11 protein-coding genes are annotated in these 16,274 nt (G+C 65.6%); 5 read left to right on the forward strand and 6 right to left on the reverse strand.

What is annotated here, in order from left to right; genetic code table 11:
* Positions 1-3: 3 nt before the first annotated feature.
* The 3 genes from rsmA to AC1L6K_RS17290 form a co-directional block, all read right to left on the reverse strand.
* Positions 4-882 (reverse strand): 16S rRNA (adenine(1518)-N(6)/adenine(1519)-N(6))-dimethyltransferase RsmA, encoded by an 879-nt coding sequence (gene rsmA, locus AC1L6K_RS17280; protein WP_480950066.1) that lies wholly within the window; start codon positions 880-882, stop codon positions 4-6.
* A gap of 195 nt (positions 883-1,077) precedes the next feature.
* Entirely contained in the window at positions 1,078-2,235 is a 1,158-nt protein-coding gene (locus AC1L6K_RS17285; protein WP_480950067.1) for a transglycosylase family protein, read from the reverse strand.
* Positions 2,236-2,523: 288 nt separating this feature from the next.
* A complete protein-coding gene (locus tag AC1L6K_RS17290; RefSeq protein WP_480950068.1) occupies positions 2,524-3,432 on the reverse strand; it encodes a TatD family hydrolase in 909 nt (302 codons plus the stop codon).
* 305 nt (positions 3,433-3,737) lie between these two features.
* Between AC1L6K_RS17290 and AC1L6K_RS17295 the strand changes: the two genes are divergently transcribed.
* The 3 genes from AC1L6K_RS17295 to AC1L6K_RS17305 are packed head-to-tail and all read left to right on the forward strand — an operon-like array spanning position 3,738 to position 8,565.
* On the forward strand, positions 3,738-4,760 hold the full coding sequence (locus tag AC1L6K_RS17295) for an AAA family ATPase (protein WP_480952811.1): 1,023 nt from the start codon (positions 3,738-3,740) through the stop codon (positions 4,758-4,760).
* A 17-nt stretch (positions 4,761-4,777) separates the two neighbouring features.
* On the forward strand, positions 4,778-6,190 hold the full coding sequence (locus AC1L6K_RS17300; RefSeq protein ID WP_480952812.1) for a DUF58 domain-containing protein: 1,413 nt from the start codon (positions 4,778-4,780) through the stop codon (positions 6,188-6,190).
* Positions 6,187-8,565 carry a transglutaminase TgpA family protein gene (locus AC1L6K_RS17305; RefSeq protein WP_480950069.1) on the forward strand — a complete coding sequence of 793 codons (2,379 nt, stop codon included), beginning with the start codon at positions 6,187-6,189 and terminating at the stop codon, positions 8,563-8,565. Before AC1L6K_RS17300 ends, AC1L6K_RS17305 begins: the two co-directional genes overlap by 4 nt.
* A 182-nt stretch (positions 8,566-8,747) precedes the next feature.
* On the opposite strand, the gene AC1L6K_RS17310 is transcribed toward AC1L6K_RS17305, so the two are convergent.
* On the reverse strand, positions 8,748-10,334 hold the full coding sequence (locus tag AC1L6K_RS17310; RefSeq protein WP_480950070.1) for an alkaline phosphatase D family protein: 1,587 nt from the start codon (positions 10,332-10,334) through the stop codon (positions 8,748-8,750).
* A gap of 183 nt (positions 10,335-10,517) precedes the next feature.
* Here AC1L6K_RS17310 and AC1L6K_RS17315 point away from each other — a divergent pair, with 183 nt between their 5' ends.
* The gene (locus AC1L6K_RS17315; RefSeq protein WP_480950071.1) at positions 10,518-11,528 is read left to right on the forward strand and encodes an acyl-CoA thioesterase; all 1,011 of its coding nucleotides are present in this window, start codon (positions 10,518-10,520) and stop codon (positions 11,526-11,528) included.
* 180 nt (positions 11,529-11,708) lie between these two features.
* Here AC1L6K_RS17315 and AC1L6K_RS17320 read toward each other — a convergent pair whose 3' ends face one another.
* Together AC1L6K_RS17320 and rsmI are read right to left on the reverse strand one after the other, a co-directional pair.
* Positions 11,709-13,205 (reverse strand): NAD-dependent succinate-semialdehyde dehydrogenase, encoded by a 1,497-nt coding sequence (locus AC1L6K_RS17320; RefSeq protein ID WP_480950072.1) that lies wholly within the window; start codon positions 13,203-13,205, stop codon positions 11,709-11,711.
* A gap of 243 nt (positions 13,206-13,448) precedes the next feature.
* Positions 13,449-14,333: a 16S rRNA (cytidine(1402)-2'-O)-methyltransferase gene (gene rsmI, locus AC1L6K_RS17325; protein WP_480952813.1), complete on the reverse strand. Its 885-nt coding sequence runs from the start codon at positions 14,331-14,333 to the stop codon at positions 13,449-13,451.
* 120 nt (positions 14,334-14,453) lie between these two features.
* On the opposite strand from rsmI, the gene AC1L6K_RS17330 reads away from it, so the two are divergent.
* Positions 14,454-16,217 carry a dolichyl-phosphate-mannose--protein mannosyltransferase gene (locus AC1L6K_RS17330; protein ID WP_480952814.1) on the forward strand — a complete coding sequence of 588 codons (1,764 nt, stop codon included), beginning with the start codon at positions 14,454-14,456 and terminating at the stop codon, positions 16,215-16,217.
* Positions 16,218-16,274 lie beyond the last annotated feature (57 nt).

Genomic DNA, 16,274 nt, shown 5'->3' on the forward strand with positions numbered 1-16,274 from the left:
GGGCTAGGCCGTAAAGGGCATCTTGGCTTCGGCGATGCGGGCGAACGCGGCCACGTCAATGACTTCGCCGCGGGCGCTGGGGTCAACGCCGGCCTTGCGCAAATATGTTTCGGCCGCAGCGGCGCCGCCGGCCCAGCCGGCCAGGGCTGCGCGCAGGGTCTTGCGGCGTTGGGCAAAAGCGGCGTCAATCACGGCGAACACGTCCTCGCGCGACGCCCTGGTCACGGGCGGATCGTGCCGGGTGAAGGAGACGAGTCCGGAGGAAATCTTCGGCGCCGGCCAAAACACATTCATGCCAATGACGCCGGCCTTGCGCATTTGTGAGTACCAGGCGCCCTTGACCGACGGCACCCCGTAGGTCTTGGATCCGGGGCCGGCGACCATCCTGTCGGCGACCTCGTCCTGCACCATGACCAGGCCGTGCTGCAGCGACGGGAAATGTTCCAGCAGGTGCAGCACCACGGGCACTGCCACGTTGTACGGCAGGTTCGCGACCAGCGCCGTGGGTTCGCCCGGAAGTTCGGTGATGCGCATGGCGTCAGAGAGCACGACGTCGAGATTGCCGGCCAGGGCGGGGCGGAACGCGGCAACTGTTGACGGCAGTTTCGCGGCCAGCACCGGATCGATCTCCACGGCGACCACGCGGGCGGCTGCATCGAGCAGGCCCAGCGTCAGGGAGCCCAGTCCGGGCCCCACCTCCAGCACTGTTTCAGCGGGGTCGACATTGGCTGCTGCCACAATGCGGCGGATGGTGTTGCCGTCAATGACAAAATTTTGTCCCAGGGTTTTGGTGGGACGCACACCGATTTCCTCCGCGAGGCGGCGGATTTCGGTGGCACCCAGCAGTGGCTGGGTTGCGGGGCTGGGAACAGGGGTGGTCACGCATCCATGGTATCCGCTAACTCGTCCATCTCGTCGCCGCCCGGATGTGAGGTGGGCTGCCCCGGTGCCGGGAAAGTCTCCAGGGTACGACGGCGGGAGGCCACCTTCCCTGGGAAAGTGGCCTCCCGCCGTCGTGCTTCACAAGCACTGCAATGCAGCGTCCGCTAAAAAACGGGCATTGGTGATGCTGGGTTTCTAGCCGGCTGCGTGGGCACAGCCCCAGGGGCTCAGCCCGCGCTGGGCGTAGACCCGGTTGGCGATGTCGATCTGCTGGGCCTTGGTGGCCAGGCTGGCGTTGGGGGCGTAGTCTCCGCCGCCGGAGCCGATCCAGGTGCCGATGTCGAACTGGAGTCCGCCGTAGTAGCCGTTGCCGGAGTTGATGGACCAGTTGCCTGTGGACTCGCACTGGGCGATGGCGTCCCACATGGCTTCGTTGGACATGGCCGGGGCTGCGGCTCCCGTGGGGGCGTCGGCAGCGGCATCGTCACCGGCAGGGTCCTTGGGTGCCTCGGTGGGCTTGGGTTTGGGGAGTTCCTTGCCGCCGACGGAGACCTTTTCGACCACCGGTGCCACGACAACCTTGGAGGCTGTTTCGGTGCGGCTGACGACAACGCCGTCAACCGTCACGGTGCGGAAAGTTTTCTCCAGGCTGCCGGCGACGCCTTCAGTGACTGTTTTCTTCTCGCCCTTGGGCATCTCGGCGTCGACTGTCTGTTCGGTCTCAAACGGGACAGCCTCGGTTTCGGTGGCGGATCCGGCCGGATTGATGCGGGTCACCTTGAGGACCATGTTCTCAACCACGGGTGCGGTGCCGGGTGCGGACAGCTTGTCGGTCTTGGCCAGCTCCACGCCTGCTTCGTCGAGGAGGTCGGAAACGTCCTCTGCAGTGGTTGTCTTGACGGTCTTCTCGCCGTCGGCCACCAGTGTGACCTGCTTGGGCGTGATGATGCTGATGTCTTCGGCGCTGGCAACCAGTGCGTCCGCGGGAACCGAGAGCTTGGCGTTGGCGGCGACACCCAACTGGCTGATCAAGCCGCTGACCTTGGTGGAGGTGGTGGTGACTGTTTGCTCTGCACCATCGAGGCTGACGGTGACGTCCTTGGCCTTGTTGATGGTGATGGTGTCCCCGTCTTCCACTGAGCTGGCCAGTGCCGGGGTGATGTGGTCTTCGGCGGTGACGTTGACGTCGGCCCGCTCGAGCACATTTTCCACCGAACCGCCGAAGGCCCTGACTGAACTTGTCTGGCCGTCAACCACGAGGGTGACTGTCTTGTTGGCGGTGACGAAAGCCATGAGGCCTGCGACGAGAGCCAAAAGGATGGCTGCCTGGCAGGCAAGCTTCAGATAGCTCAATTTGCCATTGACGGTAAGGAAAGAAGACACGAGTTCCCGTAACTACTAGAGCGCCCGGGCACGGAGAAGAGGCGAACAAACGGCAGCACATTTTTACCGCAGAAAGGCACGGATGGCACTGCCAGATTTGCTCTTTCGAACGGTGGCCGCAGACCTGCAGTGAACGGCAGGTCTCGCAGCATTGCATCCGTTGGCCTTCCCCGACCACGGCTAATAGTTCCTCAGCGTAACCTAACCGTGACCTTATGGACAAGGCTTGGTAACGGCGAAGTGATTAACGCTACAGGCTCAGTCGAGCCAGGAGCCGTAGACGGCCTCGGTGTTGTCGCTCAAAAGCTGGCACATTCCGGCCAGCTCCCGGTCCAACAATTCGGCCATGCTTTGCACCGTGTAGGGCAGCATGTAGCTGGCATTGGGGCGCCCCCGGAAGGGGTGCGGCGTCAGGAACGGCGCGTCGGTCTCGGCCAGAAGAAGGCCCGGGTCCGCGACGGCCAGGGCTGCCCGCAGGTTTTTTGCATTCTTAAACGTCACGGTGCCCGAAAAGGACATGTACCAGCCGTTGTCGTTGCATATCTGCGCCAACTCGGCGTCGCCCGAGAAACAGTGGAAGACAAGGCGCGACGGCGCACCCACCTCCCGCAGAATGTCCAGCACATCGACGTGGGCGTCGCGGCAGTGGATCTGCAAGGCCAGGTCGCGTTCCTTGGCGATCTCCAGGTGCCCGCGGAAGGAATGGTGCTGGGCGGATTTGCCGTCCTCGCCGGTCCTGAAGTAGTCGAGCCCGGTTTCCCCAATGGCCCGGATTCTGGGGTGGGCGGCCATGCCGTCGATTTCCGCCAACGCGTCGTCGAGGGCGCCGGCCTGTGCCAGTTCCGGGGCGTCGTTGGGGTGGATGGCCACGGCACCCAACAAGCGCGGGTCTGCGTCAACGGCGGCCACAGTGAAACGTGAAGACGGCAGGTCGCAGCCAACCTGCACGGCACCGGCAACGCCAACTGCCTCGGCGGCGTCAAGTGCCGCGTGCAGATCGACGGGCGAATCACCAAAGTCAAAGTGCGTGTGGTTGTCATACACGGGTATTGGCAACGCCGGCGGGGCCGGCGCGAAGGCAGCCCGGCGGGCGCCGCCTTCCGGCGTGGGCGTTTCCGGCGTGGGCGTTTCCGGACGGTACGGGCGCGGGACGTCTTCAGTGCACATGATTGCCCACTTTACCGGGCCGTTGCCGGGCTGCCGGGACTTTTCCCGGGGCCGGTGGGGCCAAATGCGCGCCAAGCTAGTAGCGTAGGTCACAGCAACCGGTCGCGCCTTGCGCCGGGCACCGATGTGAAAGGTGGGGCATGCACCCGCAGGAGACTTTGCTGGCAAAGGACGGGGCGGCAGCGGCGGGTCCCAAGCCCCCGCTTTTCCGTCCGCGCTCCGCTGCGGCTGAACGCTCCGCAAGCAATGGGGACACGACCGTCGGGACCAGCCCAGGTGCAGGCACGGCAGAAGGCGGCGCGACCATGGATGTGGAGCTATTTGCCCGGTTGAGCGAGAAGATCATGGCCGTGATGAACACCGTCATTGACGGCAAGGACGAATCGGTGCGGCTGGCCTTGACAGTGCTGCTTGCCGGCGGCCATCTGCTCCTGGAAGACGTGCCCGGGGTGGGCAAGACCCTGTTGGCGAAAACCCTGGCCCGGACAGTTGACTGCTCCGTCACAAGGATTCAGTTCACGCCCGACCTGCTGCCCAGCGACATTACCGGGGTGTCGATTTTTAACCAGTCGACGCAGTCGTTTGAGTTCCGCCCCGGCGCCATCTTTGCCAACATCGTCATTGGCGATGAGATCAACAGGGCGTCGGCGAAAACCCAGTCGGCCCTGCTGGAATCCATGGCCGAGCACCAGGTCAGCGTTGACGGCACCACGTACAGCCTGCAGGCACCGTTCATGGTGATTGCCACGCAGAATCCCATTGAGATGGAGGGCACCTACCCGTTGCCGGAAGCCCAGCGGGACCGGTTCATGGCCCGGATTTCCATGGGCTACCCCGACACCGCAGCCGAACTGGCCATGCTGGAATCCCACCAGTCGGTCAACCCGCTGGACTCCGTGCAGGCCGTCGCCACGGATGAGCAGGTTGCCGCCATGATCCAGACGGTGGCGGACATCCATGTGTCCCCGGCCGTGCGCGCCTACACCGTGGCCCTGGGCCAGGCGACCCGGACGAGTTCCGAGCTTCGCCTGGGCGCCAGCCCGCGGGCGCTGCTGCAATTGCTGCGGGCGGCCAAGGCCTCGGCGGCGCTGGCCGGGCGTGGTTTTGTGCTTCCCGACGACATCCGCGATCTTGCGCATCCCGTCCTGGCGCACCGCCTGCTGGTCGAGCGCAGCGCCGCCAGCCAGGGCGTCACCGTCGACATGGTGATCGAGGACCTGCTTGCCCGGGTGCCCGTGCCTGGAGCCGGAGCCGGTTCCGGCAGTGCCGGAACTGCCAGTGCGGTCCGGACGGACGGGCGCGCCGCGAAGGACGCCCGGAACGGCTAGGGGTTCCCTTGTTTGCGATGCGTCCACTCCGTCCCCGGGGCTGGCTGCTGCTGGCCTTCGGGGCGCTGGCCCTGGTGTTGGCCCTGACCCTGGGCCGCCGCGACCTCCTGACGGTGGCCATTTTTTGTTTTGCCCTGCCGGCGGTCGCCTGCACTGTCCTGTATGCGGCCAAGCCCGGCTTCTCGGTCAAACGCACGATCACCCCGAAGTTGGGCCGCGTGGGTGCGCCTGTCGACGTCGTCCTTGATGTGCACGGGCGCAGCCCCGGCGGCTCCCGCACCCATCTGGTCGAGGAACTGCCGTTCAGCTTCCGGGACGTGCCGACCTTCAACCACCCGCAACCCGTGGAGCCGCGCGGACTGCTCAGCCGTTACCACTACACCCTGCACCCCGCCCACCGCGGCGTGTTCACCATCGGACCGCTGCGGGGACGGTTCGCCGACCCCTTCGATGTGGCCTATGTCCCCCGCGCCCTGGACGACGGCGTCCACCTCACCATCGCCCCCACTGCGGTGGAACTGCCCACAATTTCCCTCACCGACGGCAGGGGCCAGGACGGTTCCCAAAGCACCAGGGAACTTGCGCACGCCAGCCACGACGACGCCATGACCCGCGAGTACCGCTACGGTGACCCGCTCCGACGCGTCCACTGGCCGGTGACGGCCCGGCAGGGCAAGCTCATGGTGCGGGCGGAAGAATCTGTCACGACCCCCGAGGCGGCCTTGATCCTTGACCGCCGGGCCCTGGCATTTGGCGAGACGGGCAGGGCGATGGAACGGCTCCAGATTGCCGGCCGCAGCGCTGTGGGACTGCCGGAGCTGCACACGTCGGCCGCCTTTGAGACGGCTGTCGTTGCGGCCCTTTCCGTTGCCACACACTTGCTGGAACGCGGCTATTCCCTGCGCATCCTGGACCATCAGGGGCACCCGGGGTTCGCCTCCTCAGCCTCCGCGGTTGCCCCCGGGCGCGAAGAATTCAGCGGCAGCCAGGGCATGCTCGACGTGGCTGCCGCCCTGGCCGCCCTGGAACTTGCCGAGGCCACGCCCGCCGGCCAGGGCAGCACAGGGCCGGGCCCGGCCGGGCTGGGCAGCACGGGCCAGCGCCTGCCCGGCGATCCCGCACCGGCGCCGGCAGCCACTTTTGGAGACGCCCTGGCCCAAAAACTCCACCACGGCAGGCGGCGCGGACCGCTCGTGGCCGTCACCGGCATGCTCAGCAAGACAGAAGCACTGCTGCTGGCGGGCATGGCCGAATCCTCGCAAAGCTCCTACGCCCTGGTGGTGTGCCAGGGCACCGCCCAGGCGGACGAATCCGTCGGGATCCTGCGCCGTGCCGGCTGGCGGGCCGCAGCACTCACCCCGGAAACGCCTCTTGTGCAGGCATGGATGCAGCTGGGCCAGAACAACGCTGCCTTTGGGCGGACCCGATGACGCGGATGCTCGACGGCAATGGCCCACCCCCTCCCCCACGGGTTTCCGGCCGCGGCGCGCGCAGGCTGTTCGGCGAACCCCGCACCGGCCCCGCACCCTGGGTCCTGGCCTTCGCCGTCTTCGGGGCAGTCATGGGCGCCTCACTGGGCCTGGAGGGAGTGCTGTTTGACCTCAGCTGGTTGCCGCAGGCCGCCGCCGTGGTTGCCGGGACCTTGCTGATTCCGGCAGTGCTGCGGCGCTATCCAACGCTGGGCCCCTATGCCCCGCTGGGGGCGCTGGCCGGCTGGTTCATGAGCCTGACGCTGGTGTTTTTTCCGACCACGGCATTGCTCGGCGTTGTTCCCACCTCGAAAACCGTGACGGCGGCGCTGGAGATGGCGACCGAGGCGTCGAAGGTGATCATGGGCAACAACACCCCGGCGCCCTCGGTGCTGCCCATGTTCTTCTTGATCTGCGCAGGCCTGGGCTTTGCCGCCCTGCTCATCGACACGGTGGCGATTACCGTGGCCATGCCGGCAGCCAGCTCGTTGGGGCTGGTGCTGATCCTGCTGCCGCCGGCCCTGACCACAACGACTGGCATTGGGCCGCTAGGATTCATCGGGGCCGCCGCCGGATTCCTGCTGGTCCTTGGCTGCTGCCGCTGGTATGCGCCGGACGGAAAATTGCGTTCCGGGACGGTCCAGTTCGCCAGCGGCACCCTGTCAAGGGCTGTCGCGCTGGGCGCTGCCGTGGTCGTGTTGATGCTGCTTGCCCTGGCCGCCATTCCCGGATTCACCCAGGGATCGTTCCCGCAGGGATCACGCATTGGCGGGTCGGGCGGCGGGACGCTCCTTGACCCCATGATTTCCCTCGGCGACGACCTGCGGTCACAGTCAAGCCAGGTCAATCTGACGTACCTGAGCAACACCGACGCCGCACAGTACCTGCGCCTGAGCACCTTGGAGGACTTCACCGGGAAGTCCTGGAAACCCTCCGCCTTTCCCGACGGCTTGCAGGCCTCACTCTCCGACCTGAACCCGGAACCGGGCCCGGCCGCCACCGTGCCACGGACAAGCACGCTAACCCAGATTTCCATTGCCGGCCTCGGCAGCGACTGGCTGCCCGCCCCGCTCTCGGCCACCGCCGTCGACGACCTCCGCGGACGCTGGTTGTGGAACCCCGCCACGCAGACTCTCAAGGGCCAAAATGTCTCAACGACCGGGCAGACGTATCTTGTGCGCAGTGAAATGCCCGTCCTCACTCCCGAGATCCTGGACGCCGCAACAAGCGAGCCGAGCGCAGACCTGGACCCGATCTTCACGGCGCTGCCCCGGGACGTACCCCAAATTGTCAGGAGCACGGCCCAAGAGGTCACGGTGTCCGCGCAAACGCCTTATGCCCGGGCCATGGCGCTGCAGGAGTATCTTCGTTCGGGTGATTTCATCTACAGCCTGAGCACACCGGTCGCGGAAGGCTATGACGGTTCGGGCATGGAGGTCCTGGCCAAGTTCCTGGAAACCAAGGCCGGCTATTGTGTGCACTTTTCCGCTGCCATGGCCGTGATGGCCCGCGAGGTGGGGATCCCCTCCCGCATTGTTGTCGGGTACGCGCCCGGCACCCGAACCGCGATGACCGGCGCGTTGGCCGGCCAGGAGCTGCTTGGCTACGAGGCCACCGGCCAAGACGCCCATGCCTGGCCCGAACTGTATTTTGAGGGGCTCGGCTGGGTGCCGTTTGAACCGACTCCCTCCCGCGGTTCTGTCCCTGATTATGCGCAGGAAGACAGTTCCGCTGGGTCGGATCCGCTAAACCCGGTCGCGCCCATCGAGGACGCTGCCGCCACCACGGCCCCGTCGGCGCAGACAAGCACGGCCGCCGGCCCTGCGGGGTTCTCCGAAGCGCCGGCCAGTCCCACCCAGTGGCTGCAGACCACTGTGGCCATCATGCTGGTGCTCCTGCTGCTCGCCGCCCCTGCCCTGGCCCGTGTTCATATCCGACGGCGGCGCCTGGCCCAGGTGCGCGGCGCCGCCGGCCGGGCGGCCGGTCGCCCGGATGACGATGCTCCGGAGGTGGTTGCCTGGCGGGAACTGCTGGCCACGGCGGTCGACTTTGGCTACAGCTGGGATCCTGCCCTGACTCCTGCCCGGCACGCGGAACAAATCGCGGGGTTGCTGGGAACCACCACCCCGGCCGGTCTGGCCTTGATCCTGCACGCTTACGAGCAAAGTGTCTACGGGGCGGGGGCCTCCGGGACGTTGGCAGGGTCCCCGGGCGAGCGGGAGGACCTGGCAGCGGCTGTGGAGACCCTCATCCGGCGTCTGCGCACGGCCGCGACACCCTGGGGCCGAATCCGCGCAGCCCTTGTGCCGACGTCGTTCCTGGAAAAGACGCTCTAGCCCCCCGTCCCAACCCTCTCGCAGCAATGGCGGCCAATTCACAAACGCTCGCGCAGCAATGGCGGCCAATTCACAAACGCTCGCGCAGCAATGGCGGCCAATTCACAAACGCTCGCGCAGCAGACGCAGACGCAGGAGACCGGAAGGCCATGGCTCGGCCTTCCGGTCTCTGGGACTGGCTTCTACTGCGCCTGCAGCCCGCGGATTCCGTCCTGGATGACGAAGGACGCCTTCGTGCTGACGGGAGCTCCGGGCGTTGTGACGTGGTCAAGCGTCCGGAAGTCCGCGGTGAGCGCATCCTTGGTGATCTTGGTGTTCACGTAGCCGCGGTTGTCGTTGTAGAACTTCAGGTGCGGGTTCCAGGCCATGAGCGGATCAGCTGTGGATCCGCTGCCGTTGCCGGTGGACGTGATCGAGGTGCAGACCAGTTCCGAGCCAACCACGGGTGACGCCGGATCCTTGTAATCCACCTTGACGTCGTTGGCCCAGTTGCGGTGCACATCGCCGGTCAGGACGACGGCGTTGCGAACGTTCGCGTCCACCCAGCCCTGGGTGATGCGGCGGCGGGAGGAAGCATAGCCGTCCCAGCCGTCCATGGAGACGTCGTCGATCTCCGGCGCCACGTTCCGGTCCTTCTCGGCGAAGAACACCTGCTGGCCCAGAATGTCCCAGCGCTGTGTGGAGTTCTTGAAGCCGTCCAGCAGCCACTTTTCCTGCTCGGCACCGGTGATGGTGCGGTCCTCGGCCAGGCGCTCGGTGACGTTCTTCTTCCAGCCGTCTCCGGCCAGCTGATCGTCGCGGTACTGTCGGGTGTCCATCATGTGGAAGTTGGCCAGCTGGCCCCACTGGATGGTGCGGTAGATCTTCATGTCGAACCCGGCCGGCACCGATGACGCGCGGAGGGGCATGTTCTCGTAGTATGCCTGGAAAGCAGCTGACCGGCGCTGCCGGAAACGCTCAGTGGTGTCATTGAGCTGCAACGGATCTTGATTTTCGGGAATCTCATCCGCCCAGTTGTTGTCCACCTCGTGGTCATCCCAGACCACCAGCCACGGTGCGACTGCGTGCGCTGCCTGCAGGTCGACGTCGGACTTGTACTGTGCGTGACGCTGCCGGTAACCCTGCAGTGTCGACGTCTCCGGCCCTTCGTGGTTGCGCGGGTTGCCGCCGCCGATCACGTAGCCGCCCTTTTTGTATTCGTACATGTAGTCGCCCAGGTGCAGCACCAGGTCCGGGTGGTCCTCGGCCAGACGCGAGTAGGCCGTGAAATAGCCGTGCTCGTATTGCGCGCAGCTGGCGAATGACATGGCCAACGACGCCGGGGTCTCATGCGGGGCTGGGCTGGTGAGGGTGCGGCCAACCGCGCTGACGTGGCGGCCGGTGCGGAAACGGTAGTAGTACTCGCGGCCCGGGCGCAGCCCGCGCAGCTCCACGTGGATTGAGTGGGCGGTTTCGATCCGCGCATGCTCAACTCCGCGGGCGACGACGGTGCGCATGTTCGCGTCTTCAGCGACTTCCCAGGAGACCGCCACGTTGCGTGAGGGCATGCCGCCCAGGCCGTCTTCGGCCAATGGATCCAATGCCAGCCGGGTCCAGATCACGAAACCGTCCGGCCACGGCTCGCCGGAGGCGATGCCCAGGAGAAAGGGGTCGGTGCGGACGCCGGCGTCGTCAGCCACCGAGGTGGCAAAGGCGGCTCCCGGCACTGCAACAACGAGGCCGGCACCAAGGCCGGCGGACAGTATTGACCTGCGTGAGATGTTATCCATGACAGTGAATTTAATGGCATTAGATTAACACGTTCCGCGGATGTCATGAATGGACGACCAACTGTGCCGCAACATTTACGCCGAGCCTCACTGGCCCGCTCCGAGGGTCTGAATGTGACGCCTGAAACCCTCGATGAGACTTCCAAACGAAAGGACGGCCCGCGGGCTAAATAGAATCGTGCAATGAGTGAGACCATCGCCAATTCCGTGACCCTTCGTTTCCTTGCCGCCCCCACAGACGTTGGGCACAGCGGCTCCGTGGATGCCGGCACCGTGCTCGAGTGGGTGGACAAGGCAGCCTACGCGGCCGCCGTCGGCTGGGCCAAGGCCTATTGCGTGACGGCCTACGTGGGCAACATCCACTTTGCGGACCCCGTCAACAGTGGCGACATGGTGGAAGTTGAGGCGACAGTTGTTTACACCGGACGGTCGTCGATGCATATTCGCACTGTGGTGTCCTCGGGCGATCCGAGGGGCCGCATCCCCACGATGCGCAGTCAGTGCATAGTTATTTTCGTCGCCGTGGATGCGGACGGCAAGCCCATGGCGGTGACATCGTTTGAGCCGGCGACGAACCAGGAAATTCTTCAGCGCAAGGATGCGCTGACCCGGATCAAGGTCCGGGAAGAAATCGTCGATGCCATGAAGGCCCAGGAATATACCGATGCCGGCACAGCCGAGCGTGTTGTCCTGAGATTCCTTGCGGCACCCACGGACGTGAATTGGGGCGGGAAGGTCCACGGCGGGATTGTCATGAAGTGGATCGACGAGGCCGCCTATGTGTGCGCAACCAGGTACTGCGGGAATGACACCGTGGCCGTATTCTCCGGCGGCGTACGTTTCTACCGTCCGTTGCTGATCGGCCAAGTGGTCGAAGTAGAGGCCCGGCTGGTTTACACCGGGACGAAGGGCATGCACATCGCCGTGCACGTCCGTTCGGGAGATCCCAAGAGCGGCGAGATGAACCTGACTACCTACTGCCTGACAGTCATGGTGACAAGGGACGACGCCGGCAACTCGGTTCCGGTTCCACCCTGGGTTCCCGTCGCCGAAGAGGACAAGCGCCTGCACGCCCACGCCCGGGACCTGCTCGAAATTCGTGGCCGGGCACCCGGGAACAGGCTCCCCAACCACTTGTTGCCGGTTGAACGTCCGACGGCGCAGCGCACGGCAGGTGGGTCCGCTCCGGCCTGAAGAACTGCGGCGGCAGCGTGGAAACCCCTTTCCTCCCAAACGCTCGCGCAGCTATGGCGGGTCAAACAGCAACGCTCGCGCAGCTATGGCGGGTCAAACAGCAACGCTCGCGCAGCAATGGCGGGTCAAACAGCAACGCTTCCCCACCTCAAAGTGGGGAAGCGTTGCTGTTGACGATGACTACATGTTGTCCGGGTTCGGGAAGCCGATGTACTGCGTGTACAGGTATTCCTCGATGCCTTCGACGCTGCCTTCACGGCCCAGGCCTGACTGCTTGACGCCGCCGAACGGGGCAGCGGCGTTGGAGATGACGCCGGCGTTCAGGCCCATCATGCCGGTCTCGATGCGGTTGGCCATGCGCAGGCCGCGGTTGTGGTCCTTTGTAAAGACGTAGGCGACCAGGCCGTATTCGGTGTCGTTGGCCAGGGCGACGGCCTCGTCCTCGTTTTTGAACGTGACAATGGGGGCGACCGGGCCGAAGATTTCCTCGGTAAGGATGCGGGCACCGGGCTCGACCCCCGTCAGAACTGTGGGCTGGTAGAAGTAGCCGGGCCCGTCGACGGGTGCGCCGCCGGCAATCGCGGTTGCGCCGTCGGCCAGAGCGTCGGTCACGAGCGAGTGGACCTTGTCCCGGCTCTTGCCGTCGATCAGCGGCCCGACCTTGGTGGCGGGATCGGTGCCGCGTCCGGTCGTCATCCCGGCCATCTTGGCGGCGAACTTGGTGGCGAATTCACCGGCCACGGATTCGTGCACGAGGAAGCGGTTGGCTGCTGTGCAGGCCTCGCCCATGTTGCGCAGCTTGGCGGCCATGGCACCCTCGACGGCGGCGTCCAGGTCGGCGTCCTCGAAGACGAGGAACGGGGCGTTTCCGCCCAGTTCCATGGAGGTGCGCAGGACGTTGGTGGATGCGTCGGCCAAGAGGCGCTTGCCTACGGGCGTGGAACCGGTAAAGGAGAGCTTGCGCAGGCGGGCGTCCTTGATCAACGGTCCGGTGACTCCGCCGGCGTCGGTGGTTGAGACGACGTTGAGCACTCCGGCAGGCAGGCCCGCTTCAATAAGCACCTGGGCAAAGAGGAGGCTGGTCAGGGGTGTGAGGTTTGCGGGCTTGAGCACCATGGTGCAGCCGGCGGCGATCGCGGGAGCGATCTTGCGGGTTGCCATGGCCAGCGGGAAGTTCCAGGGCGTGATCAACAGGCAGGGGCCCACCGGCTTTTTCTGCACCAGGATCTGCTGGGTGCCATCGGGGTTGCCGGAGTAGCGGCCAAAGGAGCGCACGGCCTCCTCGGAGAACCAGCGCAGGAATTCGGCACCGTATTTCACTTCACCCAGGGACTCGGCCAGCGGCTTGCCCATTTCAAGTGTCATCAACAGGGCAAAGTCGTCGGCGCGGGCGATGACCAGGTCAAAGGCGCGACGCAGGATCTCGGCGCGTTCACGGGGAGCCGTTGCGGCCCACCCGTCCTGTGCGGCAACTGCGGCATCGAGGGCGGCCGCGCCATCTACGGCGGCGGCGTCGGCAATTTCCAGGAGCACCCTGCCCGTGGACGGATCCTCAACACTGAATGTCGCACCCGCGGCGGCATCGCGCCATTGACCATTGATCAGCAACCCGGTGGGAACACTTGCCAGCAAGGCGCTTTCGCGCTCATTGAGTTCGGTGGCGGCTGTCACGGTCATGATGACTCCTTTGTCTGGTGCCGCTGCCGGGGCGCTGGACTCGGGGTTTGACCCTGCGGTTCCTGCTGCGGCCCCCGTGGCAGTGCGGCTGCGTATGGTGCGTTCAAGTTCACCGTAGTTCGCGGAAGACAAAAGTGTCTACGCTTGCACGCACTGCCAACAACGGTTTCGCTGTGCATTTGTACAACCGGGCAGGCGGGGCCGCGGACCGGCGCCGGGCACCCGACGCCGGCGCCGAACAGGCTACTTCCGGGCGGCCAGCACGGCGCTGTACAGTTCACGCTTGCTGACGTGGACGTCGTGGGCGATCACGGCAACAGCCTCCTTGAGCCGCATGCCTTGGGCGATGAGTGCGTTGACGGCGGCCACCTGGTCCTCGGGCGTGCCGGGGTCGGAGTCGGGGGCGCCGCCCACAACAATGGCAATTTCGCCGCGGATCTGGGTGGTTTCGGCCCACTCAAGCAGCCCGGAGAGCGGCTTGCGGACGACCTCTTCATAAGTTTTCGTCATTTCACGGCACACGGCGCCCGGGCGGGCAGGGCCAAAGGCCGTGTGCAGCGCCCGCAGCATGGCTTCGAGCCTGTGCGGGGCTTCGAAGAACACCATGGTGCGCTTTTCGACGGCCAGTTCGTGGAGCCTGCTGGCCCGCTCCCCCGACTTGCGGGGCAGGAAACCTTCAAAACAAAACCTGTCGGTGGGCAGCCCCGACAGGGCCAGGGCCGTCAGCACGGCCGAGGGTCCGGGCGCCGCCGTCACCTTGACGCCCGCCTCGACGGCTGCCGACACGAGGCGGAAGCCGGGGTCGGACACCGACGGCATGCCCGCGTCCGTCACCATGACAAGGGTTTTTCCGTCCTGGACCTTGGTGAGCAGCTCGGCAGTCTTGGTGGCTTCATTGTGTTCGTGGTAACTGATGATCTGCCCGCCGACCTTGATGCCCAGGCTCGTCACGAGGCGGTGCAGCCTGCGGGTGTCCTCGGCTGCCACGACGTCGGCCGCCTCCAGCCACGCGATGAGCCGCGACGAGGCATCCCCCATGTTTCCAATCGGGGTGGCGGCCAAAACAATGTAGCCCTCCCCCGGTTTTGCGGCCGGGGCCAAGCTTGAATCAAGGGGTTCTTCGACCATTTCCGTGGCTTGTTCTGCGTTGTCGGGGCCGGGGCCAAAGTCATCTTCCATGACACCAGCGTAGTAGGCACGGGCTGCACGGCGCACATGGGTAGCATTGACTCCGTGCAACCCCACGCAATGGATACCGCAGCGGCGGCCCCGGACCCTGCCGCCGCCGGCGTGCCCGAATCACCGAGCCGTCGCTGGCAGACGTCCGACGGCGGTTCCCCCGGCAGTGCCCCCGGTCCCGGAGGTGCCCCCGCTCCAGCGGCACCCATAAAGAGCGCGGGCCAGCGCTGGGTTCGTGATCCGGCGGCAGCCTTCACCCGGTCAAGCCTTGCAGACAGGCTGCTGGGGACGCGTTTCTCCTTCTTCAGCACGCCTCCCAGCATGCGCCTGTGGTTTTGGCTGGCACCGGCGCTCACGGCACTTATTGGCGGGGTCCTGCGCTTCGTCCGCCTGGGCCAGCCGCCGTCGCTGGTCTTCGATGAAACGTATTACATCAAGGACGCCTACAGCTACCTGCAGAGCGGCTACGAACGCAATTGGGCCGACAAGGCCAACGACCTCTTCAACCAAGGCAACTTCACCAGCCTCGAAAGCACCGCCGAATACGTCGTCCACCCGCCCGTGGGCAAATGGATGATCGCCTTCGGCATGTGGATTTTCGGCCCCGACAGCACCTTCGGCTGGCGCTTCTCCGCCGCCCTCGTGGGCACGCTGTCCATCTTCGTCCTGGCCTTGATCGCGCAAAAGATGTTCCGCTCCACCATTTTGGGAGCCGCCGCGGGCCTGCTGTTCGCCGTCGACGGGCACGCCATCGTCCAGTCGCGCACCTCCCTGCTGGACATCTTCGTCATGTTCTTCGCCCTGCTTGGCTTTGGCGCCGTCCTCATGGACCGTGATGACGGACGACGACGGCTGGCGGCCAGGCTGTCCTCCCTCGCCGGGGCGGATGGCAGGGTTGCGGCCAGGGATCTGCTCTACGGTCCGTGGTTGGGCATCCGCTGGTGGCGCCTGGCCGCCGGCGTGGCACTGGGTTTGTGCATTGGCACCAAGTGGTCGGGCCTGTTTTTCCTTGCCGCCTTTGGCCTGCTGAGCGTTATTTGGGACATGAACGCCCGCCGCATTGCAGGCATCAAGTACTGGATCGCGGGTGCCATCTGGAAGGACGGCATGGTGGCGTTCATGAGCATGGTGCCCGTCGCCGCCGCCACCTACCTCGCCACCTGGACCGGCTGGTTCATGTCTAAGGACGCGTACGACAGGAACTGGGCGGCCGAGAACCCCGCGGGCAGCTGGGGCTGGGTTCCCGATTCCCTGCGGTCGCTGTGGCACTACCACTCAACCGCCTACAACTTCCATACGGGGCTGGGCTCGGACCACCCCTACAAGGCCAACGCCTGGTCGTGGTTTGTCATGGGCAGGCCGACGTCGTTCTACGTCAAGAACTACGAAAACGGCGACGCCGGCTGTGCCGTGGACAAGTGCACGGCAGCCATCACCAGCGTCGGCAACCCGTTGATCTGGTGGGTGGGTTCACTGGCCATCCTGTTCCTCATCGGCGTGTGGATTGCCAAGCGCGACTGGCGTGCCGGCGCGATCCTCCTGGGCTTCGCCGCCGGGTTCCTGCCCTGGCTCTTCTACCCCACGCGCACCATTTTCTTCTTCTACGCCATCGCCTACGAACCGTTCATGATCCTGGCGGTCGTCATGGTCCTTGGCATGGTCATGGGCAAGATCGGCGACCCGCCGTGGCGGCGCCAGCAGGGTGCCATCATCGTCGGCATCTTCCTGGCCCTCGTCGTGGCGGTCAGCGCCTACTTTTACCCCCTCTGGGCGGCGGAAATCATCCCGGAGGAATACTGGCGCCAACACATGTGGCTCCCCAGCTGGATCTAATCCCCGGCGGCGTGGGCCCATCCCACCCGCTTAAAGCAGTACGACGGCGGCCAACCC

This window comes from Specibacter sp. BI4 (assembly GCF_056680095.1).